Consider the following 26,494-nt stretch of genomic DNA (forward strand, 5'->3'; position numbering starts at 1 on the left):
CGCGGCCTGGGGGAGGTGGATCGCTGGCGAAGCCAGCGAGACGGAGGGGGCTTGGGCCTTGCCGTCTGCGCCGCCCTAACCCCCTCCACCGCTTCGCGGTCCCCCTCCCCCGACGGGGGAGGAATTAGGAGCGCGCGATCAACCCCGCCAGCCGCCGCACCCCGTCCTCGATCTCCGCGTCGGAGGGCAGGGAGTAGCTGAGGCGGATGGCGTTGGACGTCGGGACTTCGGCGAAGAAGGGTTCACCGGGCACGAAGGCGACGCGTTCCTCGGCCAGCGAGCGTTCCAGCAGGACCTTGCCGTCCATCCCCTGCGGCAGCCACAGCCAGACGAACATGCCGCCCTCGGGCCGCGACCAGGTGACGCCGGCCGGCATGTGGCGCTCCAGGGCGGCGAGGGTGGCGGCGGCCTTTGCGCCATAGGCGGTGCGCAGGGATCCCAGGTGCTGCTCGTAGCCCTCCGACACCGTGGCGTGCAGGGCCATCTGGTTGATGGTGGAGACGTGCAGGTCGCAGCCCTGCTTCAGCAAAACCAGCTTTTCGATCACCGCCTTGGGACCGCAGACCCAGCCGATGCGCAGGGCCGGCGAAATGGTCTTGGAGAAGGTGCCGCAGAAGAGGGTGCGGGCGTCCTCGATGGAGCCGCAACGGGCGATGTCGAGGGCCAGCAGGGTTGGCAGGGCTTCGCCGTCGAAACGCAACTCGCGATAGGCGGCGTCCTCGATCAGGGTCATGTCCAGTTCGGCGGCCAGGTCCAGCAGGGCCTCGCGTTCGGGCAGGGTCAGGCTCTCGCCGGTGGGGTTGGCGAAGTCGGGGACGAAGTAGCCCAGCGGGTTGGGCTCGCGGCCGTCCATCAGCCCTTGCGCGTCCACGCCGGTCTTCAACGCCCCTTCCGGCAGGTCGAGATAGGCGGGCTCGTAGGCGTTGAAGGCCTGCAGGGCGCCGAGATAGGTGGGCCGGGCCACCATCACCGTGTCGCCGCGGGTCAGGAACAGCTTGCCGATCAGGTCCAGGGCCTGCTGTGAGCCGGCGGTGAGGATGATGTTGTGTTCATCGCAGGCCACGCCATCGAGGGCCATGCGCTCGGCGATCCAGCGGCGCAGGGGCAGGTAGCCCTCGCTCACCGAGTACTGCAGGGCGGCGCGGGACTGCTCCGGGTCGGCCAGGATCGCGTCATAGGCGGCCTGGATCCGGTGGGCGGGGAACAGGCCCGGATCGGGGATGCCGCCGGCGAAGGACAGGATGTCGGGCTGATCCAGCAGCTTCAGCAGCTCGCGGATCTCGCTGGCGCGGACGCGGGTCATCCGCTGCGAAAAGCGCGCGGCCCAGTCGGGGGTGGGGGTGGTCATGAGCTTGGTCTCTGTCTCGTCTGCCGAGGCCGGGGCCTCTGTTGGCCACGCAGGCGCGCGGCGTCTCACCTGATCAGCTCAGGGGCGTCATACGAGGGGGTGCGAGATCGGGCTCATGCGGGAAAGCTTAGTTTGGCCGGTGCGGAATGGAAACCCTCACGTCATCCCGGCCGAAGCGCAGCGGAGAGCCGGGACCCAGGGGCGGAGCACTCGGCCCCTGGGTCCCGGATCGCCTATCGGCGTCCGGGATGACGGTGGTCAGTTCTTCGAGGGGATGATCACCGTCATGCTCTCGTAGCCCTTCACGAAGGCCGAGGGCACGCGCTTGGGTTCTTCCACCACCTTGAGGGTGGGGAAGCGGGCCAGGATCTCTTCCCAGAGGAACTTCAGCTGCAGCTCGGCCAGGCGGTTGCCCACGCAGCGGTGGATGCCGAAGCCGAAGGAGAGGTGCTGGCGGGGGCGTTCGCGGTCGATGATGTAGGCGTTCGGGTTCTCGATCACCTCTTCGTCCCGGTTGCCCGAGGCGTACCACATGATGACCTTGTCGCCCTTCTTGATGGTCTTGCCGCCCAGCTCGACATCCCGCGTGGCGGTGCGGCGCATGTGGGCCAGCGGGGTCTGCCAGCGGATGGTCTCGGAGACCATGGAGGGCACCAGCTCGGGATTGGCGCGCAGCTTGTCGTACTGGTCAGGGTTCTGGTTCAGGGCCAGGACCGAGCCGGTCATGGAATTGCGGGTGGTGTCATTGCCGCCGACGATCAGCAGGATCAGGTTGCCCAGATACTCCATGCGATCCATGTCCTTGGTGGCCTCGCCGTGGGCCAGCATGGAGATGAGGTCGCCCTTGGGCGGCTGGGCGATGCGCTCAGCCCAGAGGCGGCTGAAATAGTCGACGCATTCGAAAAGCTCCATCTTCCGCTCGGCCTCGACGATCTCGGGGTCATCGGAACTGAACAGGCCCGACTCCGGGCCCGCGGTGGCCACATCGGACCAGCGCGTCAGCTTGCGGCGGTCTTCCCAGGGGAAGTCGAACAGGGTCGCGAGCATCTGGGTGGTGAGCTCGATGGAGACGCGGTCGACCCAGTCGAAAGGCTCATTGATCGGCAGGCCGTCCAGGGTGTTCTGGATCCGCTCGCGGATCAGCGGCTCGAGGATCTGCAGATTGTGCGGCGAGACGATGGGGCTGACGGTCTTGCGCTGCACGTCGTGCTTGGGCGGGTCCATCGCGATGAACATCGGAAGGGTGAAGTCTTCCTTGGGGTCGAAGATCGTGATCGACGGTTCCGAAGAGAAGGCTTCGTGGTTGGTGTCCACGGCCATGATGTCGTTGTACTTGGTCACCGACCAGAAGGCGCCGTCCTCGTGGTGCTCGGCGGGGTGCAGGTGGACCGGGTCCTCCTTCCGAAGGCGCTCGAAGTAGGGCCACATGGTCTCAGTGCGCCAAAGCTCGATGTCGGTGGGGTTTATGTCCTCCAGCGGCATGGAATAGGCCCGGGCGCGCGCTTCCGCCTTCAGGTCAATGTTACCGTCGCTCATCAGGTGTCCTCCGAAGCCGTCTGGAGCGGCTATCTTATCACTGTTCAGACAAGAATGCTTGAGGCTGAGCCGCAAGGCAAGTGGGTGACGTAGAGGACCGCCGCGGGTCCGCAGAAAATCTATACAGACGAAAGCGCACGACCGTGCTGTAACGGGGGCTTCTCGAACAAACGTTTGACCCCGGAGCGCCCATGGCCGCCGACGCCCTCTTCAAGCCTTTCGACTACAAGGGCCTGCACCTCAAGAACCGCATCGTGATGGCGCCCATGACGCGCTCGTTCTCGCCAGGCGGGGTCGTGACTGACGACGTGGTGGCCTATTACCGCCGCCGCGCGGAGAACGAGGTGGGCCTGATCGTGTCCGAAGGCACGGGCGTGGACCGTCCGATCTCGGTGAACGACGCCAATGTGCCGCGTTTCCACGGCGACAAGGCCCTGGCCGGCTGGCAGCGGGTGATCGACGCGGTGCACGAGGCCGGCGGCGCGATGGCGCCCCAGCTCTGGCACGTCGGCGCCGTGCGCGCCCGCGATCCGGAGTTCCTGCCGGCGGGGCCCTATGACAGCCCGTCTGGCCTGTCGCGCCCGGAGAAGCAGTTCGGCGAGGGGATGACCGAGGAAGCGGTGGCCGACACCATCGCCGCCTTCGCCACCGCCGCCGCCGAGGCCAAGCGGCTCGGCTTCGAGGCCGTCGAGCTGCACGGCGCCCACGGCTATCTGATCGACCAGTTCTTCTGGGACGGCACCAATGTCCGCGAGGACGCTTACGGTTCAAAAGAGCTGACGGGACGCGCGCGCTTCGCCGCCGACATCCTCAAGGCGGTGCGCAAGGCGGTCGGCCCCGACTATCCGATCATCATCCGCATCAGCCAGTGGAAGCAGCAGGACTACGCCGTGAAGCTGGCCCACGACCCCAAGGCCCTGGAAAACTGGCTGGGCGCCCTGGTCGACGCCGGCGCCGACATCCTGCACTGCTCGCAGCGCCGCATCTGGGAGCCGGAGTTCGAAGGCTCGGACCTCAACTTCGCCGGCTGGGCCAAGAAGCTGACCGGCGTGCCGACCATTTCGGTGGGTTCGGTGGGCCTGTCGGGCGAGTTCATCGCCGCCTATGGCGGGGAAGCCTCGCAGCCGGCTTCGCTGGACGAGCTGGAACGCCGCATGGACCGCGGCGACTTCGACCTCGTGGCCGTCGGCCGCGCCCTGCTGCAGGACCCCGAGTGGGTTCTGAAGATCAAGGAAGGCCGCAACGACGAGCTGAAGAGCTTCGAGCGCTCGGCCATGGGGGTGTTGTACTAGACCCCACTCCACGGTTTCCTTCTTCCCTCGCGGGAGAAGGAGAAGGTGGCCGGTCGGATGAGGTGTCACGCTCCGTCCTCAGAATAACAACTCCCGTCATCCCGGGCGACCCGCAGGGGAGACCCGGGACCCAGGGGGATTGGTTGCGGCCCCTGGGTCCCGGCTCTTCGCTTCGCTGCGGCCGGGATGACGTTTGAGATTTTCCGGATAGGATAATCGACCCCTTTTCCGCCCCTGCTCCACAGGGCCACCTTCCCCGCAAGGGGAGAAGGAAGCCCGTTAAAGTTCGTCGTTACGCCATCGCCGCTTCGGCGACCGCCTTGGCGGTCGGGTAGTCGGCCTTGCCGTTGCTGGCGCGCAGGATCTCGGTGGTGGCGACGATGCGCTTGGGGGTCTTGTAGCCGGCCAGGGCCATGCGAACGTGGGCCCGCAGCAGGTCCTCATCCAGGCTGGCGCCTTCCGACAGGCGGACCACGCCGGTGACGGCCTGACCCCACTTCTCGTCGGGGAGACCGATGACCAGGGCGTCCTCAACGGAGGGGTGGGTCTTCAGGGCCTCCTCGACCTCTTCGGGGAAGACCTTCTCGCCGGCGGTGTTGATGCAGGCGCTGCCGCGGCCCAGCAGGGTGAGCGTGCCGTCGGCCTCCACCAGGCACCAGTCGCCGGGGATCGAATAGCGCTCGCCGTCGATGACCCGGAAGGTGCGGGCGGTCTTCTCGTCGTCCTTATAGTAGCCGAGCGGGTTCGGCCCCTTGATGGCGATCATGCCCGACACGCCGGAGCCCGGCTCGACCGGCTGGTCGTTCTCGTCGAACACCTTGCAGCGGCCGCCCAGCATGAACTTGGCGGTGGGCGCCTCGACGCCCTTCATCATCACCGAGGCGCCCATGCCGAGCGCTTCGGAGGAGGAGAAGGCGTCGTTGAGCATGGCGCCGGGCATGTGCTCCAGCAGGCCCTGCTTGACCTCCAGGCTCCACATCACGCCTGACGAAACCACCACGGCGACGCTGGAGACGTCATACTTGCCCGGGTCGGCGTTCAGGGTGTTGAGCAGGGGCTTGGCGAAGCTGTCGCCCACCAGGACCAGGGTCTGGGGCTTGTGACGGTCGATGACCTGCAGGAGCTCGACGGGATCGAAGCTCGGCGCCTCCAGGGTGATGACGCAGCCGCCCGACATCATCACGCCCATGCCGGTCAGGAGACCGGTGCCATGCATCAGGGGCGGAGCGGGCAGGGCGCGCGCCCCGGGGCCGGCCGCGCGGGTGGCGGCGGCCAGTTCCTCCAGGGTCTCGGGGATCGGGCCCATCATGCGGGCGGGCGCCAAGGTGATCTCGCGCAGGTCGTGGTGGGTCCAGATCACGCCCTTGGGCATGCCGGTGGTGCCGCCGGTATAGATGAAGAACTGGTCGTCGCCGGAGCGCTCGATCTCCAGGGGGCCGCCATTGCCCTCCGCGCCCAGGGTGGCGAAGTTCTCGGCGAAGGGGGCGACCTTGCCGTCCTCACTGACCTCGATCCAGGTTTTCACCTTGGGCAGGCGCGGCCGGATCTCGGTGACGGCGTCACGGAATTCCGACGAATAGACCACGGTCTGGGCGTCGGAATTGTCGAAGATGTACCAGACCTCCTGGGGCGTATAGCGGTAGTTGACGTTGACGTGGGTCAGGCGCGCCTTCCATCCGGCGGCGACGGCCAGCAGGTATTCCGGCCGGTTGCGCATGTAGATCGCGATCTTGTCGCCGGGCTGGGAGCCGCGGGCGATCATGGCCCGGGCCAGGCTGTTGGTGATCTGGTTGGCCTGCCCCCAGCTTATCTCCCGTTCCCCATGGATGAAGGCCGGCGCCTCGGGGGGCACCGCGCCGCCGACCGCGTCCAGGATGTCTCCGAAATTCCAGCCCATCTTGTCTCTCCCTTGTCGCTCCGACGCTCACGGCGCCGGATGTCGAATTGTCGTCGGTCGCCGGATCAGGCGTTGAAATTCAGCTTCAGGCCGGGCCGCGGCCAGCGCGCCTTGAACAGCTTGCCGGTGGCCGAGCAGGTCACCCAGGCGTCGCGCAGGTCCGCGCCGCCGAAGCAGATGTTGGTGACGATCAGGTCGGGGAAGGCGAAGTGCTCGCAGCTGCCGTCGGGGTCGATGGCGGTGATCCCGCCGTTGATGATGGTGGCCACGCAGACCTTGCCCGAGGCCTCCACCGCCAGGCTGTCGAACAGCTGGTAGCCCGGCATGTTGGCGATGACGCGGCCCGGCGCGAAGCCGGGAGCCGGGCCGAGCACGCCGGTCTCGGCGACGTCGAAGGCCCAGAGCCGGCCGAGGTTGGTGTCGGCGAGATAGACCACCTTCTCGTCCGGCGAGAGGCCGACCCCGTTGGGGGAGATCAGGTGGTCGCGCTGGCGGCTGATGTGGCTGCCGTCGATCTTCGCGTAGTAGAGCGCGCCGAACTTGCGGCCCTCGGGCGTCGAGCAGCCGTGGTCGGAGAACCAGAAGCCGCCCGACTTGTCGAAGACGAGGTCGTTGGGGCCGATCAGCTTCCTGCCGTCGCAGGTGTCGTAGAGGGTGGTGAGCTTGCCGGTGGCGAGGTCAAAGCGCTGGATCGAGCCGCCGGTGTGGCTGGCGGGCGTGGGCCCGGGGATGGTCAGGCCGCCATTGTCCAGCCACTCGAAGGCGCCGCCGTTGTTGGTGATGTAGATGGCGCCGTCCGGGCCGATGGCCGCGCCGTTGGGGCCGCCGCCGGTCTCGACCACGGTGGTCTTCTTGCCGTCCGGGGTGACGCGGGTCAGGCGCTGGGCCTTGATCTCGGTGAGGATCACCGAGCCGTCGTTCATGGCGATGGGACCTTCGGGGAACTGAAATCCCTCGGCGACCAGCTGCATGTCCATGTTTCGTCTCCCCAACGAATTTTCGGACACTATGGGTTGGTTCCGCCGCGTGAGGCCAGCCCCCAAACTCAGCGGCGTTCGAGCACCCGGATGGTGAAGGGATACTCGTCATCCTCGCCGGCCGGGTGGTCCGTGGCGCTGACTTCCTTCCACTGGCTTTCGTCGAACCCCTTGAGGAAGACGTCGCCCTCGACGTCCGCATGGACCTCGGTGAGGTAGATGCGCTTGGCCCGCGGCAGGACCAGCTCGAACAGCGAGGCGCCGCCGATGACGCAGTATTCCTCCTGGCCATCCTCCTCGGCCTGCTCGCGGGCGATGGAGAGGGCTTCGGACAGTTCCTCGCAGACCAGGCCGCCCTTGGCCTCGAAGGAGCCGTCCCGGGAGACCACGATATTGGTGCGGCCGGGCAGGGGCGCCTTGGGCAGGCTCTGCCAGGTCTTGCGGCCCATGATCACCGGCTTGCCCAGGGTCACGGCGCGGAAATTGGCGAGATCGGTCTTCAGCCGCCAGGGCAACTCGCCGCCCCGGCCGATGACGCCGTTGGAGGCGCGTGCGATGGGGCCGGCGGTGAGGATCGGGGTCATGGGGCTAGGTTAGCGTGACTCACGCCAACACCCCAAGGATCGTCAGACCGCGATCGGCGCGGCGATCTTCTCGTGGGCCTTGTAGCCGCGCAGTTTGAAGTCCTCGTAGTCGTAGGCGAACAGGTCGGCCTTGTCGGCGATCTCCAGGCGCGGCAGGGGCAGGGGATCGCGGGTGAGTTGCTCGCGGGCCTGGTCCAGGTGGTTCAGGTAGAGGTGGGCGTCGCCGAGGGTGTGGACGAACTCGCCGGGCTCCAGGCCCGTGACCTTGGCCATCATCATGGTCAGCAGGGCGTAGCTGGCGATGTTGTAGGGCACCCCCAGGAAGACGTCGGCCGAGCGCTGGTAGAGCTGGCAGGACAGCTTGCCGTCGGCGACGAAGAACTGGAACAGGCAGTGGCAGGGCGGCAGGGCCATGTCCTCGATCTCGGCCGGGTTCCAGGCCGAGACGATGTGGCGGCGGCTGTCGGGGTTGGTCTTCAGGCTGTGCACGACGGCGGCCATCTGGTCGATGACCCGGCCGTCCGGGGCGGTCCAGGAGCGCCACTGCTTGCCGTAGACGGGACCGAGCTCGCCGTCCGCCGCCGCCCATTCATCCCAGATGGAGACGCCGCGTTCCTGCAGCCAGCGGACGTTCGTATCGCCGCGCAGGAACCACAGCAGCTCCACGAAGATCGACTTGCGGTGCAGCTTCTTGGTGGTGAGCAGGGGGAAGCCCTGGGAGAGATCAAACCGCATCTGGCGGCCGAAGACGCCGAGCGTGCCGGTGCCGGTGCGGTCGCCGCGCTGGACGCCGTTCTCCAGGATGTCAGCCAGCAGGTCGAGATACTGCCGCTCCGGGTGTTCCGGGGCGGTGACGGCTTGCGGCAGGCGGAGGGCGGACAGGGCGTTCATCAGGATCAGCCGGTGGAAACGGTCGAGGGTGATTCGCCGGTGAGTCGCGACCGACCTCAATGCGCGATTCTGTCATCCCAGTTGCGAAGCGCGTGTGAACATAGAAAACTGTGTGCAAATCCTGTTTGGGGCTGAAGATGATCCTTGCTCTCCTGATGTCCGCCGCGCTCGGCGGCGCCGAGCCGCCGGCGGGCGAGACCGCCGCCACCGAGAAAGTTCCTGTCTCCGCGCCCCTGCAAAAGGGCCAGCAGCGGGTGAAGATGATCTGCCGCGAAGACGCGCCCACCGGCTCGCGGCTGTCCAAGCGCACCTGCATGTCCCTGGATGAGTGGAAGCGCCGCGCGGAAGAAGACCAGGAAGCCATGCGGCAGATGGCGATGAAGTCGGCCTTTTCCGACGTCCGCGGCCGCTAGGCCGCGGATTTTTCTTGGAGCGCGCCGGGCGGGTTCACCGGTCTCCATCAACCCTGACGCGATCTAGCCGGCGAACCCGCCCTCGTCGAGGAATTGCTGCTCCTCGGCGGTGGTCGTGCGGCCGAGGCAGATGTTGCGGTGTGGGAAGCGGCCGTAGCGCGCGATGATGTCGCGGTGAAGCTCGGCGTATTTCAACGTCTCGGGATCGCCCAGCGCCGTGCAGAGGCGCACCGCCTCGTTCTGGTCGTCCATGTCTTCCGAGTGCTCGAAGGGCAGGTAGACGAAGGGCCGCAGCAGGGGCTCGATCTCCAGGTCCTGGCCGGTCGCCACCGCGTGCCGGGCGATCAGGCGGGCCTTGCCGTCGGTGGCGAAGGCGTGGCCGGTGCCCCGCCACAGGTTGCGCGGGAACTGGTCCAGCAGGATCAGCAGGGCCAGCGACCCCTCGGCGGTCTCCATCCATTTGTCGTGGCGCCCCAGGGCGGCCATGTAGTGGACCGGCTCGAACTTCAGCTGGATGGCTGAGTCGAAGTTGGGGTTCTTGGCGAACCACCGCTTCGCGCCGGCGGTGCGCCAGAAGCCGGTGATGTCGTGCGGTGTGGCGGGCATCGCGCTCTCCCAGGGTGAGCCCCCTTGTCGGATCACCGGGGATTCCGTTCAAGCGCGGTTCACACAGGGCCCGGCATTAACCTTGGCTAAAGGGACATCCATCGGCCGTGTGCGGCCAGGGGACAGTGACATGAAGACGGTTATGACGGGCGCCCTGGCGCTGGTGCTGCTGGCCTCGACGGCCCAGGTGGCGCTCGCTCAGGACAATGGCGGCGAGCGTCGGCGCGAGAGCCGCGGGGACGGGAGCTACAATCCGGCCATGCGGGCCAGCTCGCGCAATGTGCCGCCGTCGCTGCAGGAGCGCCAGCCCGCGCCCCAGGCGCAAGCGCCGCAATCCCCGCCTCAGGCCCAGGCCCCGCAATCCCCGCCCCAGGCCCAGGCTCAGCCCCAGGGCCAGGGTCCGTCGCAAGGCCGGCAGGGTGGCCGTCGGGGCGACTCCAACTGGCAGTCGCGCCAGGGCCAGCAACAGCCGCCGCAGAACGGCGGTCAGCGCTGGAACAACGGCCAGGGCGGACGCCAGGGCGGCCAGTCCTGGCAGGGCCAGCACGATCAAGGTCCGCGCTCCGACCGCAACAATGACCGGCGCGACGACCGTCATCCGGGCTGGAACAACAACGGCTCGAACAACAACAATGGCTGGAACAACAACGGCCGGGACTGGCGCCCCGACCGCAATCAGCAGCGGCCCCGCTTCGACCGCCGCCGCCATGGCCAGAATTATCACAGCCAGCAGCGCTACCGCGGCTACGCCTACCGGCCGCCGTCGGGGTTCTACATCCGCAGCTGGAGCTATGGCGACCTGCTGCCGCGCTCATGGTGGAGCAACCAGTACCAGTTGAACGACTGGTGGTCCTACGGCCTGCCGATCCCGCCCATCGGCTATGAATATGTCCGGGTCGGCGACGACGTGCTGCTGGTGGACATGTACTCGGGCCGCGTGGTCCAGGTGATCCGCGACGTCTTCTGGTGATGAGATCACCCCCTCCCTGCCCGGGGGAGGGGGGCTCTCACGGGACGAATTGTCCTGTAAGCGCCCGTTCGGCTTGACCTTCGCGCAAAATTCCGCTGCAAAGCCCCGCCTTTGCTGCGGCGCCGTTGCGCGACGTCGTGGCGACCTTCGTCTTCAGGAGAATGACCATGCGCGTCTACTACGACCGCGACGCCGACCTCGCCCGCATCCTGGACAAGAAGATCGCCATCGTAGGCTATGGCAGCCAGGGGCGCGCGCACGCGCTGAACCTGTCGGAATCCGGCGTGAAGAACGTCGTGGTGGCGCTCCGCCCCGACTCGGCCACCGCCAAGAAGGTGGAAGCCGACGGCCTGAAGGTCATGACGGTCGCCGAAGCCTCCAAGTGGGCCGACGCCATCATGGTGCTGGCGCCCGACGAACTGCAGCGCGGCATCTATAACGAAGAGATCGCCCCCAACATCCGCGACGGCGCGGCCCTGCTGTTCGCCCACGGCCTGAACGTGCACTTCAACCTCATCGAGCCGAAAGCCTCGATCGACGTGCTGATGATCGCCCCCAAGGGTCCCGGCCACACCGTGCGTGGCGAGTACCAGAAGGGCGGCGGCGTGCCCTGCCTGATCGCCATCCACCAGAACGCCACGGGCAATGCCCATGACCTGGGCCTGGCCTATGCCTCGGCCATCGGCGGCGGCCGTTCAGGCGTCATCGAGACCACCTTCCGCGAGGAATGCGAAACCGACCTGTTCGGCGAGCAGGCCGTGCTGTGCGGTGGCCTGGTGGAGCTGATCCGCGCCGGCTTCGAAACCCTGGTCGAGGCGGGCTACGCCCCCGAGATGGCCTATTTCGAATGCCTGCACGAGGTGAAGCTGATCGTGGACCTGATCTACGAAGGCGGCATCGCCAACATGAACTACTCGATCTCCAACACCGCCGAGTACGGCGAGTACGTGACCGGCCCGCGCATCGTGACGCCGGACACCAAGGCCGAGATGAAGCGCGTGCTGGAAGACATCCAGTCGGGCCGTTTCGTGCGCGACTTCATGCAGGAGAACGCGGTCGGCGCGCCGAGCTTCAAGGCCACCCGCCGTCGCGGTTCCGAGCATCAGATCGAGGAAGTCGGGGCCCGCCTGCGCGCCATGATGCCCTGGATCACAAAGAACAAGCTGGTGGACACCGCGCGCAACTAGTCGCGGCGACCTTCAGAGTGACAGGAGGGGTCGGACCGAAAGGTCCGGCCCCTTTTTCTATGCGCGGTAGTCGCCGATCTGCACCTCGGCGCCGTAGTCGGCGAAGTCGCCGTCGGCGCGGCGGCGGCGGAACTCGCCCCAGGGCAGGTCGCGGTAGCGGGCCGGAGACTGCAGCGGGGCGATGACGGCGGCGTAGGCCGGGTTGAAGAAGTAGGCGAGGCTGAACCGCTCGCCGTCCTCCATGGCCAGGACCTGGTGCAGCGGGGCCTGATAGGCGTCGTTGGACCAGACCTGGACCATGTCCCCCAGATTGACGATCAGGCCGCCGGGGACCGGGTCGACGGGGCGCCAGACGCCGTCCTTGCGCACCTGCAGGCCGGGCACGCCGTCGGTCAGCAGGACGGTGATCGCCCCGGCGTCGGTGTGGTGGTGGATGCCCAGGCCCGGGGGCTCGGTCGCCTCGTCGCCCATCGGGTCACGGGTGGGATAGTGGTTGAGCCGCAGGAAGCTGGTGTGGACGCCCTCGAAGGCCGGGGCGAGCGCCTCGGCGGGGGCGCCGAGACCCAGTGAGATCTCCCGCAGCAGCGTGAAGCACAGGCTTTCGCAGGCGGCGGCATAGGCCCGCGCGGTCGGCTCGAAGGCCTCGCGCCAGGCGGGGAACGGCGTCGCGCCGGAGAAGGCGTCGTCGCTGGGCGCCAGGCCCGCCACGTCCGGCCCGATATCGAAGATCTCCTTCTTGTCGCGCCGGTTCTTGGTCAGTTCGCGGTCGTAATAGCCCCAGGGGTTGTCGCGGCTGCGGCTGAGCGCGCGCTTGTCGGCCGCCGGCGCCGCGAACAGCCCGCGCGCCTCGGCCATCACCGCGGCCAGCAGAGCGGGGTTGAGGCCGTGGCCAACGAGATGGAAGAACCCCCAGTCGGCGCAGGCCCGGGCCAGTTGATCGCGAACCTGGGCCGGCGGGGCCGCCAGGTCGATGACCGGCACGGTCTGGTCGGCGTCCATGGCGGGAGGCTCCTGCGGCGTCATGAGACCGCTCCTCTAGCAGCTGCCCCCCGAAACACGAGCCCGGCTATGGCAGGGAAACCCCCGTCACCATGGCGGCGGCGGTCCGGTACAGTGGGATGCCCAGGATCAGGTTGAAGGGGAAGGCGACCCCCAGGGCGAGACTGAGATAGACCGCCGGCCGGGCTTGCGGGACCGCCAAGCTCATCGCGGCCGGCACAGCGATATAGGAGGCCGAGGCCGCCAGCAGGGTCAGCAGGGTCGCGTCCCCCACCCCAAGGCCCGCCAGCCAGGCCGCGCCCAGGCCCAGCGCCGCGCCCGTCAGGGGGAGCAGAACCCCAAGCGCGAGGAGGGGCGCGGGCAACCGCGCGCCGAGTCCCAGGTTGCGGGCGGCCGTCAGCCCCATCTCCAGCAGGAACAGACACAGGACCCCCTGGAACAGCGGATTGACGAACAGGTCGAGCTTGGCGAGGCCCCGCTCCCCGGTCAGCGCCCCGATCAGGAAGCTTCCGGCCAGTACGAGGGCGGGCCCGCCCAGCAGCACCTCCCGCAGGACAGAGGCGCGCTTGACGCCCGCGCCGCCCACCCGCGCCAGCAGCAGGCCCGTCAGGATGGCCGGCGCCTCCATCAGGGCCAGGACCGCGGCCATGTAGCCGCCAAAGGCCTGCCCCTGGGCCCTCAGGAAGTCCGAACCGGCGGCGAAGGTCACCACCGAGACCGACCCGAAGGCCGCCGCCGTCGCCGCGGCGGTCGCCCGGTCCAGCCGCCCCAGCCGGCGCAGCAGGGCGAAGGCCAGGACCGGGAAGGTCAGGCTGAGGACGACGCCCGCCAGGCCGGCGCGCAGGAAGTCCGGGGTCAACCCTGCCCGGGCGGCCTCCACCCCGCCCTTGAATCCGATGCAGAGCATCAGATAGAGGGCGAAGGTCTTCACCGAGGCCTCCGGCAGCGCCAGATCGGAGCGGGCGATCCCGGCGGTCATGCCGAGGATGAAGAACAGCACGGCTGGCGTGATCAGATTCTGCAGGCCGAGATGCCCGGCGGCGGTCAGTGCTTCCATTGTGGTGGTCCCCATCAGCGTCGGCGCCGTCGCCCACCCCGGTGGGAGGCGCTCATAGGCGCCCGCGCGACATTCGGCGCGTTGAAAGGCGTCATCCTCATCATTAAGATGGGAAATGATGGAGTGAGATATGACCCGGCTTGTAAATCTTGATCTGGATCTGGTGCGCGCCTTCGTCACCGTGGCCGAGGCGCGGAGCTTCACCCGCGCCGGCGAGCGGTTGGGCCGCAGCCAGTCGGCGGTCAGCCTGCAGATGCAGCGGCTGGAGGACAGGCTCGGGGTGGCGCTCCTCTCGCGCGATCCCCGCCATGTGACCCTGACCCCGGGGGGAGAGGCCTTCCTGCCCCAGGCCCGCCGGCTGCTGAGGGTCAATGACGAGATCGTCGCCGATCTGAGGGGGGACGACCTGGAGGGGGAGGTGAGGCTGGGGGCTCCGGAGGATTTCGCCACCGTCCACCTGCCCGAGATCCTCGGGGAGTTCGCCCGGGCCCATCCTCGGGTCGCCCTGTCGGTGACCTGTGACCTGACCCTCAACCTGCTCGACCGCCTGCGGGACGGCGCCCTGGACATCGCCCTGGTGAAGCGCGAGCCCCTGGGCCCGGATCTGGGGGTGCGGGTCTGGCGCGAGCCTCTGGTGTGGGCGGCGGCCGACGCCGCAGTGCTTAGACCCGATGAAGCCGCGCCGCTCGTGGTGGCGCCGGCCCCCTGCGTCTACCGCAAACGGGCGGTGGCCGCCCTCGACGCCCAGGGCCGCAGTTGGCGGGCGGCCTATACAAGTCCCTCCCTGGCTGGACAGCATGCCGCCCTGCGCGCCGGGCTTGGCTTGACCGTGCTGCCCCGGGACATGATTCCACCCGACCTCAAGGTGCTGGGCGCCGCCGAGGGCCTGCCGCAACTGGAGGACGCCGAGATCGCCCTGCTCAAGGCGCGCACCGCTATTCCGGTGGCGGCTGATCGCCTGGCGCAGTTCATACTGGACGCCCTGGACCGTCGCCATGCCCTGCCCGAGGGGCCGTGGTCGGGCCTCCGGCCGGCGCCGGCCTGATCGTCAGTTTCGGCCCACCAGGTAAAGCCTGTCGTCCTTGACCTGGAAGGACTCCAGCCGGCGCAGGAAGGTCATGCCCAGCAGGGAACTGCTCATCGGCGCCTGGTTGATCATGATCGGGACGTCCTTGAAGGTGATGGTTCCCACCGACAGGCTGTCGGCCTGGAAGGCCGCGCCATAGCCCACGCCGTTGGCGGTCTCGGACGGCCGGTCGAACCTCAGCGCGGCGGTATCGATCCCCACGCGCCGGGCGTCGGCCGGGCTCAAGACGGTGTCGCTGGCGCCGGTGTCCACCAGGAAGCGGACGCGTTCGCCGTTGACCTTGCCCACCACCAGAAAGTGGCCGCCCTCGCCGGCGGTGACCACCAGTTCGCGCGGGCCGGTGGCGACGGGATAGGAGGGCGACAGGGTCATGCGCACCCGTTGCGCCACCCCGGCGAGTTCGGCGCGGTAGCTGACCCCCAGGATCAGCACCGTCACGATAGCTCCCCAGAGGGCGGCGTGGCGCGCCTTCTCCCCCCAGCGGATGGCGCCCCCGCCGAGGATCGCGCTGGAGAACAGCGCCATCATGAACACGCCCCAGGCCACCCAGCCCCAGTCCTCTGGTGAGCTGACGGCGCCCGGAAACGCCTCGATCAGCAGCCAGACGCCGGCGACGACGGCCGCCAGTGCGGCGAGCCAGATGAGCAGGCGAACAGACGCCCCGCCGCGAGGGACAGGCTCGGTCTCGTCAGGCTCCCAGGGTCCGGCCACGCGCGCTCCGATTGCGACTTCCGCGGGTGCGAGGTTAGACGGCGCGCGGCGCGGCCCGCCAGGGGGCGATCAAAAAAAGACGCCGCCGACCCTTTCCAAACCGGCGGTGGCTCCCTAGCTCAGGGTCGCAGGCCGGGCCCCTCTGGCGATCCACAGCTCTCCTCCCCGAGCGGATCGTGATGTCGGACTGCATCGGGTGCGCTCGATGCTGGGTCCTTGTAGGTTTGGCCCCCCAGTCCTCGGCCCGGTCTTCGGGCGCACCCGTCCCTCGAAACGGATGTCATGGAGCGCCCCATCCGATGCCTCTGCTGCTTTGTCCCAACTGCAACACCTCCATGTCCGCCGTCAGCCGCCAGGCCGTGGAGTTCGACATGTGCCCCGCCTGCCGCGGCGTTTGGCTGGACCGGGGAGAGCTTGAGAAGCTGATCGCCGCCGGACGGGGTGACGCCCCGGCCCAGGAGTCCTCGGCGCCGCGCATGTGGCGCGAACCCGAGCGGCCGCGCCGCGACTATGACGACGACGACCATCATCCCGCCCACCGGCGCAAGAAGAAGTTCGATCTGTTCGATATCTTCGACTAGGCCCAGGCCAGCCCGGCCTCGCCCCGCAGGATCGCCTCGGCCTCGACCGTGTGCTTGGCGCCCTCGCGGGGGTGCAGCACCAGGGGCGGCAGCAGGGCCAGAGGCCCCTTGCCTGTCTTGACCGCGCGGACCAGCACCCGCTTGGCCGGCGCGTCGGCATGGGGGTGGATCGGCCGGATCTGGAAGGAGCCCGCCTTGGGCGCCAGCAGGGCCAGGATGTCGGCCAGGCGGTCGGCGCGATGGATCAGGGTGATGCTCCCGCCTTCGCGCACCGCCTTCAGCAGGAAACTTGTCCAGGCCGCCAGCCCGCCATCGGCCATCCAGGCGCCCTGCTTGGCCGGCGCGGGCGCGCGCAGGACGCCGGGATCGTCGAAGAACGGCGGATTGGCCATCACCGCATCGAAGGGCGGCAAGCCTAGGGTCTTGAAGGCCACGCCGACATCGCCCTCCAGGATTTCGACGCGATCCTGCATGCCGTTCAGCGCAACGTTCTCGCGGGCCAGGGCGGCGGCGGCGGGATCACGCTCCATCCCCAGGAACAGGGTCGCCGGCCGTCGGGCCGCGGCGGCCAGCAGGGCGCCGCCCACGCCGCAGCCCACGTCCAGCACCCGGTCCCCGTCAGGCGCGTCGCAGGCCGCCGCCAGCAGGGCCGCGTCCATGCCGGCGCGGTAGCCTTTCGGCGCCTGCCGCAGGCGCACGCGGCCGTCCAGCAGGCGGTCTTCCGGTGTTGCGTCCATGTCGGGTTGAGGACTCGTAATCGCCATGTGGGGGCTGTGGGGCGTTGTGCTCTCCTTGACCGTGCCTTATCGCGTCACCATTGTCCCCGCAAACGGCGTCACCCCCGTCTCGCCGTTCCCCAGACCAGGAGTCCTCGTGGACGCAGTCAGCGCCCCGGTCACCCGAAAGCCCGTGTCCATCGACGGCCTTCTGGACCTCGCGCGGCCCGACATGGCCGGTGTCGACGCCCTGATCCGCGACCGGATGCAGAGCCCTGTGGCGGTGATCCCGGCCCTGGCCGAACACCTGATCGGCGGATCAGCCAAGCGGCTGCGGCCCCTGCTGACCATCGCCGCGGCGCGCCTGTCGGGCGCCCAGGACGATTCTTGCCTCAAGCTGGCGGCGGCGGTGGAGTTCATCCACACCGCCACCCTGCTGCACGACGACGTGGTGGATTCCTCGGAACTGCGGCGCGGCAAGGTCGCCGCCCACCTGATCTGGGGCGCGCCGGCCAGCGTCCTGGTGGGGGACTTCCTGTTCGCTCGCGCCTTTGAACTGATGGTCGAGGCCGGCTCCATGCAGGCGCTTGAGATCCTGGCCCGCGCCAGCCGGGTGATCGCCGAGGGCGAGGTGCTGCAGCTGACCCGCGCCCACGACCTGAACCTGCACCAGGACATGTACCTGGAGATCATCAAGGCCAAGACCGCCGAGCTGTTCGCCGCCGCCGCCGAGGCCGGCGCCGTCTCCGCCGGGGCCAGCCCCGAGCAGTGCCTGGCCCTGCGCAAATACGGCCAGGACCTGGGCGTCGCCTTCCAGCTGGTGGACGACAGCCTGGACTACAGCGGCGTCAGCAAGGACCTGGGCAAGAACCCCGGCGATGACTTCCGCGAAGGCAAGGCGACCCTGCCCCTGCTGCTGGCCATCGCGCGCACCGGCGCGGCGGAGAAGGCTTTCTGGGACCGGGCCGTGGCGCGGCTGGAACAGGCCGACGGCGATTTCGAGCGGGCCCGCGACCTCATCGTGGGGGTCGGCGCCCTGGACACCACCATCGACCTGGCGGCCGACTATGCCGGCAAGGCCAAGGGGGAGCTGGCCGAGTTCTCCGCCAGCAACAGTTGGCGTCCGGCCCTGGAAGACCTCGCCGACTTCGCGGTCAGCCGCCTGCGCTGACCACGCCACCGAACGGTGGTATGCTGGCTCTGTCGGCCATTGGGCTTAGGAACCAGGCCGCGCTTCGAACGCTCCTACTGTCCGAGTTAGGGAGAGTGTTTCGTGTTTGGTGGTGAACGACTGTCGCGCCTGGGCGCCTTCAATCCGCAATTTCCGGACGCCGAGACCCTGCACAAGGGACTGGCCCACTGGAACCATCGCCGGCTGGCGGTGGCGACGCCGTCCGACGACTGGCGCGCCGAGGTGGCGCAAGAGGCGCGGATGAAGCATTTCGAGGGCGCGTTCATCGAGGCCTTCCGCGAGCACATCGCGCCCCTGGTGGCGGGCGTGCCCGCCGACCCTGACGGCTTCATCGCCTGGTTCGAGGATTTGAAGACCTCCGGGCCCGGCCAATGGGACCCGCTGTTCGCCTGGCTGGAAAACGAGGCCAGCATCCACGACATGCGCTGGTTCCTGACCCAGGAAGCCGCCGGCGAGGCGGGCTTCGACGACCTGGTGGCGATGACCCAGGTCAAGCTTCCGGCCCGGCCGAAGCTGGAACTGGCCCGCAACTATTGGGACGAGATGGGCCGCGGCAGCTATGGCGGCATGCACGGGCCGATGCTGGAACGCACGACCGAGGGGTTGGAGCTTTCGCCGACCATCGACTCCACCCTGTGGCAGTCCCTGTGCCTGGCCAATGTGATGACCGCCTTCGCCACCACCCGACGATATACCTACCAGTCAATCGGCGCCCTGGGCGTCGTGGAGCTGACCGCGCCGACCCGCGTCGGCGCGGTGGACGCGGGCCTGAAGCGCCTGGGGGTCAGTCCCGAGGGCCGCAAGTACTTCGCCCTGCACGCCCACCTGGACGTGGAGCATTCCAGGGCCTGGAACGCCGAGGCCCTGGTTCCCCTGGTGACCGAGACGCCGGAGTGCGCCCGCCACATCGCCGAGGGTGCGGTCATGCGCCTGATCTGCGGCGAACAGTGCTTCGAAACCTACCGCGCCCATCTGTGGGCCCACGCCCACCCGCTGGTCTACGCGGCGGAGTAGGGCTCAGAAGCCAGTGAAGAGGCGGTCGAGCGCGCGGCGGAAGTCGTCTTCGTAGTCGCGTAAGTCGCCTGACGCCCTGGTGAGTACCCGCGTATCGATCGCCGCCATTTCGGCGACCAGGACGACATAGTCGCTCTCTTCAAAACTCACGGTGACGCTGATCTGCGTGAAGGCCGACCGGCCATCCTGCCGGAGCATCGGCGCCACCAACGTCGTGTGCGATGCGGCCAGCAGATGGGACTGCATCACCACAACATAGGGGTAGCTTGAGCGAGATTGCTCGGCCGGATTGGGGTGTATCTCGAACTGGCGCACCTACCAGGTCCGCAAATCCTCGCCGAACACACCGTGAGCATCAATCCGTTCACGCTGGGCTTTGAGGGCTTCGGCGTTTTCTTCGGCCCAAAGGCGGGCCTTCTCGTCATCGGAGAGAGAGGTGAGCCGCGCACGAACGGCGTCCTCGGCTATGGCTTCAACCGCAAGGCCAGCCGCCTTCGCCCTGGCCAGCAGGTCGGCGTCGATCTCGATCCTGAGTTCGGTCTTGCCCATGAATTGAGCGTAACGCTGATTTGTGTCTGTCGCCAGCCTCACCCCGGGTGGATCATGTTCTCCGGGCGCACGACCTCGTCGAACTCCTCGTTGGTGACGTAGCCGCCGCCGACGGCTTCCTCGCGCAGGGTGGTGCCGTTCTTGTGGGCGGTCTTGGCGATCTTGGCGGCGGCGTCATAGCCGATCTTGGGGGCCAGGGCGGTCACCAGCATCAGGGAGCGGTCGAGGGCGGCCTTGATGTTGTCCTCGCGGGCCTCGATGCCCACCACGCAGTTGTCGGTGAAGCTGATGGCGGCGTCGGCCAGCAGGCGGCAGGACTGCAGGAAGTTGTAGGCCATGACCGGGTTGAAGACGTTCAGCTCGAAGTGGCCAGAGGCGCCGGCGAAGGTCATGGTGGCGTTGTTGCCGAACACCTGGGTGCAGACCATGGTCAGGGCCTCGCACTGGGTCGGATTGACCTTGCCCGGCATGATCGACGAGCCGGGCTCGTTCTCCGGCAGGGAGAGCTCGCCGAGGCCCGAACGGGGGCCGGAGCCGAGGAAGCGGATGTCGTTGGCGATCTTGAACAGGCTGCCGGCCATGGTGTTGAGCGCGCCGTGGCTGAAGACCATGGCGTCGTGGGCGGCGAGCGCCTCGAACTTGTTGGGGGCGGTGATGAAGGGCAGGCGGGTGATGGCCGCGATCTTTGCCGCCACCAGCTCGGCGAAGCCCACCGGCGCGTTCAGGCCGGTGCCGACGGCGGTGCCGCCCTGGGCCAGTTCATAGAGGCCGGCCAAGGTGTCCTTGATGCGCCGCACGCCATTGGCCACCTGCTGGGTGTAGCCGGAGAACTCCTGACCCAGCGTCAGGGGGGTGGCGTCCTGGGTGTGGGTGCGGCCGATCTTGATGATGTGGTCGAAGGCCTTGGTCTTGGCCTTCAGGGCGGCATGCAGGTGCTCGAGCGCCGGCATGACCTCCTTGGCCAGCTGCTCGGCGCAGGCGATGTGCATGGCGGTCGGATAGGTGTCGTTGGACGACTGGCTCATATTGACGTGGTCGTTGGGGTGGACCGGGCTCTTGGAGCCCATGACGCCGCCCAGCATCTCGATGGCGCGGTTCGAGATCACCTCGTTGGCGTTCATGTTGGACTGGGTGCCCGAGCCGGTCTGCCAGACCGAGAGCGGGAAGTGGTGGTCCAGCTTGCCGTCGATCACTTCCTGGGCGGCGGCGATGATGGCGGCGCCGATCTTGGGGTCCAGGCGGCCCAGCTCCATATTGGCCTCGGCGGCGGCGCGCTTGACGATGCCCAGCGCCCGGACGACGGGCTGGGGCTGCTTCTCCCAGCCGATCTTGAAGTTCTGGATGCTGCGCTGGGCCTGGGCGCCCCAATAGACGTCGGAGGCGACCTCAACGGGGCCGAAGGTGTCGGTTTCGGTGCGGGTCGCGGTCATGGTCTGGCCTCCTGTCAGGTCGATGCGCCGGTTTAAACGGGCGAGACGGGAGCGCAAGGGTTCTGGCGCCGCCTAAAGCTGTCTAAGAGGGGCTGTATGGACGACGGCTGGACCCATCACGCCAAGGTGCGCGCCCGCGAGAGCGAGGGGATGATGGAGGTCATGGTCGATGGCCTCTCGACCCAGGCCAAGGTCTACAAGCCGCTGATCCACGAGTTCTTCCGCAAGGCCTGGCGCGGGTCACGGCCGACCTGGGGCGAGTTCGCCGTGGAGATCATCATGGAGTATGTGGGCGATCCGCCCTGGATGGACCTCGACAACCTGGCCAAGGCGATCCTGGACGCCATCAAGGGCTACGCCTTCCATGACGACGCCCAGGTGGCCCGCCTGCTGGTGGAGCGCCGCGCGGGCGAGCGGGAGCGGATCACCGTGACGATCCGCAAGCTGTCGGACCTCAGCCCCTGGCCGAAGCCCGCCTAGGTTTGGGCTCGAGAGCCTGGACCATCATCAGGGCGTAGCTGACCAGGACCAGGGCGATATAGCGGCCGTGGCTCTCGGGCGGCAGTTGCGGCAGGAGCGCGCTGAAGTTCAGGCCCAGCAGCATCGATCCCACCAGGCCCGGCGCGGCGAAAATCAGGGCCGCGAGCCTGCGCTGACGCCGAGGCGTGGCCAGGAACCGCGCGGTGATGTGGAAGAACAGGCCCAGCGCCATGGCCACCAGGGCGGCGTTGACGACGTAGAACCAGAAGGCGTGCTCGATCACCCCCTTGGCGAACACCACGTAGAAGAGCGTCGCCGCCCCCCAGACCAGGGCGCCCGCCAGCGCGAACCACATTCCGTCCTGTTTCGACACGCCCGACCCCTCCAACGGCTTCGTTGAAGCAGAGCTGTGCGCAAGTCATGCCATCGCATAACCGGGTTCCAGAACGGGTGCGGCCGCCCCGATTGCTCGGGGCGGCCGCATCGCGAACGTCAATCTGGGGGGAGTTGAGTTCAGCGATACTGTTGCAGACGCGTGGTCCGCAGGCCCGCCAAACCATGGCGGTCGATCGATTTCTGCCAGGCGAGGAATTCCTCGTTGGTCAGAGAGTAACGTTCACAGGCCTCGTCGAGCGTCAGCAGCCCGCCGCGAACCGCAGCGACCACCTCGGCCTTCCGCCGGATAACCCAGCGCCCGGTGTCCACCGGAGGCAGATCGGCGATCGTCAGGGGAACCCCCGTCGGACCGATCACATAGGGCTCGCCGCGGCTGTTCGTCCGGGTCTGCTGTTGTTGTTGCAACATGGCTTTACGCCTTTCCCACCATCACAATTCGGAGGGACTATACGACGCAGGCCATAACAGCCGGTGAATCGCAATAGTAAAGAAAGACCTAATCATTCACTCCCCCATGTACTAAAACGGTACAGTCTAAGATGTCATCACCAGTTAAAGCTGATTAACGCCAAGACTTATCGCTTAATGTTGATGAGTTCTTCTAGCATCTGGTCAGCGGTGGTGATGATCTTCGAGGAGGCGGAGTAAGCTTTCTGCGTTGAGATCAGTCCTGTGAACTCCGCCGACAAGTCGACAGTGGAGGCTTCCAGGGTAGAGGCGGCGATCTGACCGGCCCCGGCCACCGTCGGCTCTTTCAGAACGAACTCGCCGCTCTGGATGGTCGGACGATAGGCGTTGCCGCTGACCGGGGTCAGGCCATCGGGGTTCGGGAAGGTGGCGAGCGCGATCTTGGCGACCTGGCGGATCTCGGAGTTGTCGAAGATGGCCGAGACGACGCCGTTCTCATCGACCTCGACGCCCACCACGTTGCCGACGCTGGCGCCGTCGGAATTCACCTGGGTCACCGAGGAGGTCTCGGGACGCGAGGCCAGGCGGGAGAAGTCGAAGTCGATGGTCTGGCCGGTGATGCCCAGGTTGGTGGCCCAGGCCGGGCTGGCGCCGGCGTCGGAGTCGCCCAGCACGATCTGCGGGTCGGCGCCCAGGGAGCCGAAGACGGTGGAGTTGTCCTTGTCGAACGCGCCGGTGGCGGTGAACCGAACGGTGCCGGAGCTGATGAGGCCCGAGGTGGAGCCGTCGTCGATCTCGTCGCCCGGAATGGTGTAGATTTCCGCCCGGAACTCGTTGGTCACGCTCGGGTCGTGGATGAACGACATGGCGATCTTGTGCGAGCCGCCGGTGGAGTCGATCACGTTCATCTCGATCGTGAAGTCGGGCTTGTAGATGGTGTTCTGGTCATCGGCGTAGCCGGCCATGCTGGTGGCCTGGGCGGTGGGATCATAGGCGGTGAGGTCCACCTGGGCCGTGGGCAGGCGCTTGTCGACGTTGGCGTTGATCACGACGTTGGCGGTGGGACGCACCGCGGCGCCCAGGTTCTTGACGTTGATCGGCTTGAGCTTGGTGAGGTCCGACGGGTTGACGTCGATGGTGCCGTCATCCTCGACCGGCCAGCCCTGAAGATAGAGCTTGGCGTCGTTGACCATGAAGCCGTCGGCGTCGACGTTGAACGAACCCGAGCGGGTGAAGGCGCGGTTGTCGGCCGAGGTGAGGCCGTTGGCCTTCTGGGTGACCACGAAGAAGCCGTCGCCGGAGATGCCGAGGTCGGTGGGCGACGAGGCGCTGGTGATCAGGCCCTGCTGGCCGACGAACTGGCGGGTCACCGCCTGCACGCCGCCGGCCGAATAGCGGCCCTTCACGGCCTGGGCGGTCACCACGTTGGCGAAGTTCACCTGGTTGCGCTTGTAGGCGGTGGTGTTGACGTTGGCGATGTTGTCGGAGATGGCGGCCAGGGCCGACGAGTTCGACACCAGGCCCGAGACGCCGGCGAGCATTGCACTGTTGATGCTCATGGTTGTTGCCTTCTTTCGTTCTGCGGGGGCCGCAAAGGGTTGGGGAGCCAGGCCGCCTTAGGCGGCCGCTTCGATGTCCGGGATGGTGTTGTCGTTCTTGTTGGCCGTGGTCGTGGCCGGGACCTCGTTGATCGAGGTCACGGTCTCCCAGGGAATCTTCGCGCCGTTGATGGTGATCAGGGTCTTGCCGTCGACCTGCTCAACGCCGGTCACCACACCCTGGATGTTGATCTTGGAGATGACGCCGGTCCCGGCGCTATCCTTGGCGGTGACCTTCAGAGTGTAGGGGCCGCCGTCGTCCAGCTGCTTGCCGCTGGCGTCCTTGCCGTTCCAGTTGAAGGCGTGGTCGCCGGCCTTCATGTCGGCGGGGGCTTCGCTGTAGACGGTGCGGCCCTTGGAATCGACGACCTCGAGCTTCAGGTCGTCGGCGGCGCGGTTGAGGTTGTAGTTCCAGGTCGCCTTGCCGTCCTTGATGACGTTGTCGGCGACGCCGGCTTTGACGTCCTTGCCGATCAGGGCCACGGCGGTGGAGATTCCGCTGCCGGTGTTGGCCACCAGCTTCTCCATCAACTGGTTGCCGTAGAGCTGCTGCTCCACGCCGGTCATCTGGACGAGCTGCTGGGTGAACTGGTTGGAGTCCAGGGGCGAGAGCGGGTCCTGGTTCTTCAACTGCGTGGTCAGCAGGTTGAGGAAGGTGTCGAAGCTCTCGGCGAGGCGCTTGGTCCCCGACTGAGTGGCGGTCTGGGGGGTTGCCCCTGCAACGGCGTCTACCATCTGCCGGCTCCCTAAATTCGCACGTCGACGCCGGACATCAGGGTCCGGCGCTGGAGGTTGAGGGCGCCCGAGAGCGCCGCGTCGGCCGTCTGGTCGGCGCTGTCGAGCGCCGCCTGGAAAGCCCGGCCCCGCGAGGCGCCGCCGTTGTTGGAGGGGTCGTGACCGAACTGGCCCTGGCCCGCCTGGCCCTGGCCGCGATCGGCGGCGACGTCGAAGCGGATGCCGCCGCTGATGTCGAAGCCGGCCTGTTCCAGGGCCTTCTGCAGCTCCCCGGCCCGGGCGCGCAGCTCGCTGGCGGCCAGCGGGTTCTCGAAGGCCATCGAGGCGGTGAGCTTGCCCTGGGCGCCGATCTCGATGCGCACGTCGACCCGGCCGAGGCCCTCGGGGTTGAGGGCGACGTCGAACTGGGTGGAGCGGCCCTCCAGCTTCTTGACGATCTGGGCGGCGAGGTGGGCGACCGTCTGCGGGCCGGGCCGCGCCTCGGCGGGCGCCGACGTCGAGGCGGTGGCGGCGGCGTCGCCGACATTGGGGGCGACGGGCTGGCCGGTGTCGGTGTCAGCCTTGGCCTCGACGGCCGGAGCGGCGGCCTCGCGCTTGCCCTCAGCGCCGGAGTCGAAGGTCTCGGCGGTTTCGGCCTGGGCGACCACGGAGGCGCCCAGGGGGTCGGCGTCGGCGACCGTTGGCGTGGCGGCCGTCTCGGTGCGCGGGCCAGCTTCGTTGCGGGCGGCGCGGGCGGCGGTCTTGGCCCGGGGGGGCGCGGCGGGCGTTTCGGGCGCGGCGCCCGCCTCGGGGGTCTCGACGGCCTCCGCGGCGACCACAGCCTCCGCGACGGCGGAGATTTCAGCGGCCTGAGCCCTGGGCGCAGGGGCCGCAGGAGGAGGGGGGGGCGCAGCGGCCGCGGCGGCCGGCGGCGGTGCGACCGGGCGGGGGGCGGCGACCTCGGCAGCGGTTGGCGCGGCGCCGGCGGCGGAAGACGGGCGCGCGGCGGCGGGCTTGCCCTCGAGGAGGGGGGAGGGGGTGCTGGTGTCGGCCAACGGGGCAGGCTCGCCGGCGCCGTCCGCGTCTGAAGCCTCGACCGCGGCATCGGTGGCGGCCTGGACCACGGCGCCCGCGGCGGTCGCGGTCCTGGCGTCGCTGACCTTCATGGCCTGGGCGGCCTGGGCGAGGGTGGCGTCGGGAACCAGGGGCGCGAAGGCCGGGGACGCGGGAGCGCCCGCCGGGGTTTCACCTTCAGCGGTGTCGCCGGCGGTGGTGGGAACAACGGCGGCCGGCGGGGCGATAGGCTGGGCCAGCAGGGCGGCCAGGATCTGGGCGTCGGTGGAAGGGGTGGCGGTGTCGGTGGCCTCGGCCTCTTCCTTGTCGGCCATCGAGGCCTTGGCGTCCTTGGCCGCGCCGGGAGTCTTTAGGACCGGCTTGCCGTCCGGGCCCAGCAGCGGTTCGGCCGCGCCCTGGCCGCCGAAGAAGGCGGTCAGCAGGGCCTCGAAGCCCGCCATCGGACTCTGGCCTGCGGCGGCGCCAGCGCCGAACAGTCCAGGCGCCGCGCCGGCGGCGGCGGGCTGGAAGGTCGAGGCGTTGAGCAGAGGCGCGGTCATGAGGTCGGGGTGTCCGGGGGACGGCTGGTGAGGAAGCGCCTGCTGCGCCGCGTTCATTCCGACCCTGCTCAGCAACCTCCGCGCCAGTTTGGGTATTGGGGCTCAGGTCATTGATTTCAAAGGAAATGTGGAGCCTGGACCGTTGCCCGGCGCCAGGCTGTCGCGGCGCTTTTTGCCGGGCCTTGCCGGGTTGATAGGTCGTCCCTGCCGCCCCCTCCCGCCGGGGCTCGTTGGCGGCGGCGGGGCAG

General features: G+C 68.3%; 28 protein-coding genes. 9 read left to right on the forward strand and 19 right to left on the reverse strand.

Annotated elements, in window-relative coordinates:
• Nucleotides 1–124 precede the first annotated feature (124 nt).
• Nucleotides 125–1,348, reverse strand: a complete 1,224-nt coding sequence (locus Q7J39_RS14180; protein ID WP_304826214.1) for a PLP-dependent aminotransferase family protein — start codon at nucleotides 1,346–1,348, stop codon at nucleotides 125–127.
• 258 nt (nucleotides 1,349–1,606) lie between these two features.
• Nucleotides 1,607–2,884 (reverse strand): cytochrome P450, encoded by a 1,278-nt coding sequence (locus Q7J39_RS14185; RefSeq protein ID WP_304826217.1) that lies wholly within the window; start codon nucleotides 2,882–2,884, stop codon nucleotides 1,607–1,609.
• A gap of 191 nt (nucleotides 2,885–3,075) precedes the next feature.
• Here Q7J39_RS14185 and Q7J39_RS14190 point away from each other — a divergent pair, with 191 nt between their 5' ends.
• The gene (locus Q7J39_RS14190) at nucleotides 3,076–4,176 is read left to right on the forward strand and encodes an NADH:flavin oxidoreductase (RefSeq protein ID WP_304826220.1); all 1,101 of its coding nucleotides are present in this window, start codon (nucleotides 3,076–3,078) and stop codon (nucleotides 4,174–4,176) included.
• 292 nt (nucleotides 4,177–4,468) lie between these two features.
• On the opposite strand, the gene Q7J39_RS14195 is transcribed toward Q7J39_RS14190, so the two are convergent.
• The 4 genes from Q7J39_RS14195 to Q7J39_RS14210 form a co-directional block, all read right to left on the reverse strand.
• A complete protein-coding gene (locus Q7J39_RS14195; protein WP_304826223.1) occupies nucleotides 4,469–6,073 on the reverse strand; it encodes an acyl-CoA synthetase in 1,605 nt (534 codons plus the stop codon).
• A 65-nt stretch (nucleotides 6,074–6,138) separates the two neighbouring features.
• Nucleotides 6,139–7,050, reverse strand: coding sequence for an SMP-30/gluconolactonase/LRE family protein (locus Q7J39_RS14200; RefSeq protein ID WP_304826226.1), 912 nt, complete (start codon nucleotides 7,048–7,050; stop codon nucleotides 6,139–6,141).
• A gap of 68 nt (nucleotides 7,051–7,118) precedes the next feature.
• A complete protein-coding gene (locus Q7J39_RS14205; protein WP_304826229.1) occupies nucleotides 7,119–7,634 on the reverse strand; it encodes a dihydrofolate reductase in 516 nt (171 codons plus the stop codon).
• Nucleotides 7,635–7,676: 42 nt separating this feature from the next.
• Nucleotides 7,677–8,525, reverse strand: coding sequence for a thymidylate synthase (locus Q7J39_RS14210; protein ID WP_304826232.1), 849 nt, complete (start codon nucleotides 8,523–8,525; stop codon nucleotides 7,677–7,679).
• A 137-nt stretch (nucleotides 8,526–8,662) separates the two neighbouring features.
• Here Q7J39_RS14210 and Q7J39_RS14215 point away from each other — a divergent pair, with 137 nt between their 5' ends.
• Nucleotides 8,663–8,938: a hypothetical protein gene (locus tag Q7J39_RS14215; protein WP_304826235.1), complete on the forward strand. Its 276-nt coding sequence runs from the start codon at nucleotides 8,663–8,665 to the stop codon at nucleotides 8,936–8,938.
• A gap of 63 nt (nucleotides 8,939–9,001) precedes the next feature.
• Here Q7J39_RS14215 and Q7J39_RS14220 read toward each other — a convergent pair whose 3' ends face one another.
• On the reverse strand, nucleotides 9,002–9,544 hold the full coding sequence (locus Q7J39_RS14220; protein ID WP_304826237.1) for a DUF924 family protein: 543 nt from the start codon (nucleotides 9,542–9,544) through the stop codon (nucleotides 9,002–9,004).
• 130 nt (nucleotides 9,545–9,674) lie between these two features.
• On the opposite strand from Q7J39_RS14220, the gene Q7J39_RS14225 reads away from it, so the two are divergent.
• Together Q7J39_RS14225 and ilvC are read left to right on the forward strand one after the other, a co-directional pair.
• Nucleotides 9,675–10,514, forward strand: a complete 840-nt coding sequence (locus Q7J39_RS14225; protein ID WP_304826240.1) for an RcnB family protein — start codon at nucleotides 9,675–9,677, stop codon at nucleotides 10,512–10,514.
• A gap of 167 nt (nucleotides 10,515–10,681) precedes the next feature.
• On the forward strand, nucleotides 10,682–11,701 hold the full coding sequence (gene ilvC, locus Q7J39_RS14230; RefSeq protein WP_304826244.1) for a ketol-acid reductoisomerase: 1,020 nt from the start codon (nucleotides 10,682–10,684) through the stop codon (nucleotides 11,699–11,701).
• Nucleotides 11,702–11,758: 57 nt separating this feature from the next.
• On the opposite strand, the gene Q7J39_RS14235 is transcribed toward ilvC, so the two are convergent.
• Nucleotides 11,759–12,724, reverse strand: coding sequence for an isopenicillin N synthase family oxygenase (locus Q7J39_RS14235; protein ID WP_304826246.1), 966 nt, complete (start codon nucleotides 12,722–12,724; stop codon nucleotides 11,759–11,761).
• Between the two features lie 43 nt (nucleotides 12,725–12,767).
• Nucleotides 12,768–13,757, reverse strand: coding sequence for a sodium-dependent bicarbonate transport family permease (locus tag Q7J39_RS14240; RefSeq protein ID WP_304826249.1), 990 nt, complete (start codon nucleotides 13,755–13,757; stop codon nucleotides 12,768–12,770).
• Nucleotides 13,758–13,887: 130 nt separating this feature from the next.
• On the opposite strand from Q7J39_RS14240, the gene Q7J39_RS14245 reads away from it, so the two are divergent.
• The gene (locus tag Q7J39_RS14245) at nucleotides 13,888–14,802 is read left to right on the forward strand and encodes a LysR substrate-binding domain-containing protein (RefSeq protein WP_304826252.1); all 915 of its coding nucleotides are present in this window, start codon (nucleotides 13,888–13,890) and stop codon (nucleotides 14,800–14,802) included.
• 3 nt (nucleotides 14,803–14,805) lie between these two features.
• Here the strand turns inward: Q7J39_RS14245 and Q7J39_RS14250 are convergent, their stop codons facing one another.
• Nucleotides 14,806–15,555 carry a TIGR02281 family clan AA aspartic protease gene (locus Q7J39_RS14250; RefSeq protein WP_304826255.1) on the reverse strand — a complete coding sequence of 250 codons (750 nt, stop codon included), beginning with the start codon at nucleotides 15,553–15,555 and terminating at the stop codon, nucleotides 14,806–14,808.
• Nucleotides 15,556–15,854: 299 nt separating this feature from the next.
• Here Q7J39_RS14250 and Q7J39_RS14255 point away from each other — a divergent pair, with 299 nt between their 5' ends.
• Nucleotides 15,855–16,136, forward strand: a complete 282-nt coding sequence (locus Q7J39_RS14255) for a zf-TFIIB domain-containing protein (protein ID WP_304826259.1) — start codon at nucleotides 15,855–15,857, stop codon at nucleotides 16,134–16,136.
• Here the strand turns inward: Q7J39_RS14255 and Q7J39_RS14260 are convergent.
• Nucleotides 16,133–16,873, reverse strand: coding sequence for a tRNA1(Val) (adenine(37)-N6)-methyltransferase (locus Q7J39_RS14260; RefSeq protein ID WP_370690071.1), 741 nt, complete (start codon nucleotides 16,871–16,873; stop codon nucleotides 16,133–16,135). The two genes, Q7J39_RS14255 and Q7J39_RS14260, sit on opposite strands and share 4 nt — an antisense overlap.
• Nucleotides 16,874–17,051: 178 nt before the next feature.
• On the opposite strand from Q7J39_RS14260, the gene Q7J39_RS14265 reads away from it, so the two are divergent.
• Together Q7J39_RS14265 and Q7J39_RS14270 are read left to right on the forward strand one after the other, a co-directional pair.
• A complete protein-coding gene (locus Q7J39_RS14265) occupies nucleotides 17,052–18,023 on the forward strand; it encodes a polyprenyl synthetase family protein (protein ID WP_304826614.1) in 972 nt (323 codons plus the stop codon).
• A gap of 102 nt (nucleotides 18,024–18,125) precedes the next feature.
• Nucleotides 18,126–19,058, forward strand: a complete 933-nt coding sequence (locus Q7J39_RS14270; RefSeq protein WP_304826265.1) for an iron-containing redox enzyme family protein — start codon at nucleotides 18,126–18,128, stop codon at nucleotides 19,056–19,058.
• Nucleotides 19,059–19,061: 3 nt separating this feature from the next.
• Here the strand turns inward: Q7J39_RS14270 and Q7J39_RS14275 are convergent, their stop codons facing one another.
• From Q7J39_RS14275 to fumC, 3 genes are read right to left on the reverse strand one after another with little or no spacing between them, the layout of a single operon-like run.
• A complete protein-coding gene (locus Q7J39_RS14275; RefSeq protein ID WP_304826268.1) occupies nucleotides 19,062–19,373 on the reverse strand; it encodes a CcdB family protein in 312 nt (103 codons plus the stop codon).
• Nucleotides 19,374–19,607: a type II toxin-antitoxin system CcdA family antitoxin gene (locus Q7J39_RS14280; protein ID WP_304826271.1), complete on the reverse strand. Its 234-nt coding sequence runs from the start codon at nucleotides 19,605–19,607 to the stop codon at nucleotides 19,374–19,376.
• A gap of 38 nt (nucleotides 19,608–19,645) precedes the next feature.
• Nucleotides 19,646–21,037 (reverse strand): class II fumarate hydratase, encoded by a 1,392-nt coding sequence (fumC, locus tag Q7J39_RS14285; RefSeq protein ID WP_304826274.1) that lies wholly within the window; start codon nucleotides 21,035–21,037, stop codon nucleotides 19,646–19,648.
• A 96-nt stretch (nucleotides 21,038–21,133) separates the two neighbouring features.
• Here fumC and Q7J39_RS14290 point away from each other — a divergent pair, with 96 nt between their 5' ends.
• On the forward strand, nucleotides 21,134–21,517 hold the full coding sequence (locus Q7J39_RS14290) for a RusA family crossover junction endodeoxyribonuclease (protein WP_304826277.1): 384 nt from the start codon (nucleotides 21,134–21,136) through the stop codon (nucleotides 21,515–21,517).
• Here the strand turns inward: Q7J39_RS14290 and Q7J39_RS14295 are convergent.
• The 5 genes from Q7J39_RS14295 to Q7J39_RS14315 form a co-directional block, all read right to left on the reverse strand.
• On the reverse strand, nucleotides 21,492–21,890 hold the full coding sequence (locus Q7J39_RS14295; protein WP_304826280.1) for a DUF5367 family protein: 399 nt from the start codon (nucleotides 21,888–21,890) through the stop codon (nucleotides 21,492–21,494). The two genes, Q7J39_RS14290 and Q7J39_RS14295, sit on opposite strands and share 26 nt — an antisense overlap.
• A 140-nt stretch (nucleotides 21,891–22,030) precedes the next feature.
• Nucleotides 22,031–22,321, reverse strand: coding sequence for a DUF1153 domain-containing protein (locus Q7J39_RS14300; protein ID WP_215341474.1), 291 nt, complete (start codon nucleotides 22,319–22,321; stop codon nucleotides 22,031–22,033).
• A 167-nt stretch (nucleotides 22,322–22,488) separates the two neighbouring features.
• Complete coding sequence (locus tag Q7J39_RS14305) at nucleotides 22,489–23,880, reverse strand: flagellar hook protein FlgE (protein WP_304826283.1); 1,392 nt, start codon at nucleotides 23,878–23,880, stop codon at nucleotides 22,489–22,491.
• A 57-nt stretch (nucleotides 23,881–23,937) separates the two neighbouring features.
• Nucleotides 23,938–24,654, reverse strand: coding sequence for a flagellar hook assembly protein FlgD (locus Q7J39_RS14310; RefSeq protein WP_304826286.1), 717 nt, complete (start codon nucleotides 24,652–24,654; stop codon nucleotides 23,938–23,940).
• A gap of 11 nt (nucleotides 24,655–24,665) precedes the next feature.
• Entirely contained in the window at nucleotides 24,666–26,246 is a 1,581-nt protein-coding gene (locus Q7J39_RS14315) for a flagellar hook-length control protein FliK (RefSeq protein ID WP_304826289.1), read from the reverse strand.
• Nucleotides 26,247–26,494 lie beyond the last annotated feature (248 nt).

The organism is Phenylobacterium sp., assembly GCF_030651185.1.
Taxonomy (GTDB): domain Bacteria; phylum Pseudomonadota; class Alphaproteobacteria; order Caulobacterales; family Caulobacteraceae; genus Phenylobacterium.

Coding starts and splice junctions, on each gene's coding strand:
- Q7J39_RS14180 (WP_304826214.1), bottom strand. CDS start 1,348: ATGACCACCCCCACCCCCGACTGGGCCGCGCGCTTTTCGCAGCGGATG.
- Q7J39_RS14185 (WP_304826217.1), bottom strand. CDS start 2,884: ATGAGCGACGGTAACATTGACCTGAAGGCGGAAGCGCGCGCCCGGGCC.
- Q7J39_RS14190 (WP_304826220.1), top strand. CDS start 3,076: ATGGCCGCCGACGCCCTCTTCAAGCCTTTCGACTACAAGGGCCTGCAC.
- Q7J39_RS14195 (WP_304826223.1), bottom strand. CDS start 6,073: ATGGGCTGGAATTTCGGAGACATCCTGGACGCGGTCGGCGGCGCGGTG.
- Q7J39_RS14200 (WP_304826226.1), bottom strand. CDS start 7,050: ATGGACATGCAGCTGGTCGCCGAGGGATTTCAGTTCCCCGAAGGTCCC.
- Q7J39_RS14205 (WP_304826229.1), bottom strand. CDS start 7,634: ATGACCCCGATCCTCACCGCCGGCCCCATCGCACGCGCCTCCAACGGC.
- Q7J39_RS14210 (WP_304826232.1), bottom strand. CDS start 8,525: ATGAACGCCCTGTCCGCCCTCCGCCTGCCGCAAGCCGTCACCGCCCCG.
- Q7J39_RS14215 (WP_304826235.1), top strand. CDS start 8,663: ATGATCCTTGCTCTCCTGATGTCCGCCGCGCTCGGCGGCGCCGAGCCG.
- Q7J39_RS14220 (WP_304826237.1), bottom strand. CDS start 9,544: ATGCCCGCCACACCGCACGACATCACCGGCTTCTGGCGCACCGCCGGC.
- Q7J39_RS14225 (WP_304826240.1), top strand. CDS start 9,675: ATGAAGACGGTTATGACGGGCGCCCTGGCGCTGGTGCTGCTGGCCTCG.
- ilvC (WP_304826244.1), top strand. CDS start 10,682: ATGCGCGTCTACTACGACCGCGACGCCGACCTCGCCCGCATCCTGGAC.
- Q7J39_RS14235 (WP_304826246.1), bottom strand. CDS start 12,724: ATGACGCCGCAGGAGCCTCCCGCCATGGACGCCGACCAGACCGTGCCG.
- Q7J39_RS14240 (WP_304826249.1), bottom strand. CDS start 13,757: ATGGAAGCACTGACCGCCGCCGGGCATCTCGGCCTGCAGAATCTGATC.
- Q7J39_RS14245 (WP_304826252.1), top strand. CDS start 13,888: ATGACCCGGCTTGTAAATCTTGATCTGGATCTGGTGCGCGCCTTCGTC.
- Q7J39_RS14255 (WP_304826259.1), top strand. CDS start 15,855: ATGCCTCTGCTGCTTTGTCCCAACTGCAACACCTCCATGTCCGCCGTC.
- Q7J39_RS14260 (WP_370690071.1), bottom strand. CDS start 16,873: ATGGACGCAACACCGGAAGACCGCCTGCTGGACGGCCGCGTGCGCCTG.
- Q7J39_RS14280 (WP_304826271.1), bottom strand. CDS start 19,607: ATGGGCAAGACCGAACTCAGGATCGAGATCGACGCCGACCTGCTGGCC.
- fumC (WP_304826274.1), bottom strand. CDS start 21,037: ATGACCGCGACCCGCACCGAAACCGACACCTTCGGCCCCGTTGAGGTC.
- Q7J39_RS14290 (WP_304826277.1), top strand. CDS start 21,134: ATGGACGACGGCTGGACCCATCACGCCAAGGTGCGCGCCCGCGAGAGC.
- Q7J39_RS14300 (WP_215341474.1), bottom strand. CDS start 22,321: ATGTTGCAACAACAACAGCAGACCCGGACGAACAGCCGCGGCGAGCCC.
- Q7J39_RS14305 (WP_304826283.1), bottom strand. CDS start 23,880: ATGAGCATCAACAGTGCAATGCTCGCCGGCGTCTCGGGCCTGGTGTCG.
- Q7J39_RS14310 (WP_304826286.1), bottom strand. CDS start 24,654: ATGGTAGACGCCGTTGCAGGGGCAACCCCCCAGACCGCCACTCAGTCG.
- Q7J39_RS14315 (WP_304826289.1), bottom strand. CDS start 26,246: ATGACCGCGCCTCTGCTCAACGCCTCGACCTTCCAGCCCGCCGCCGCC.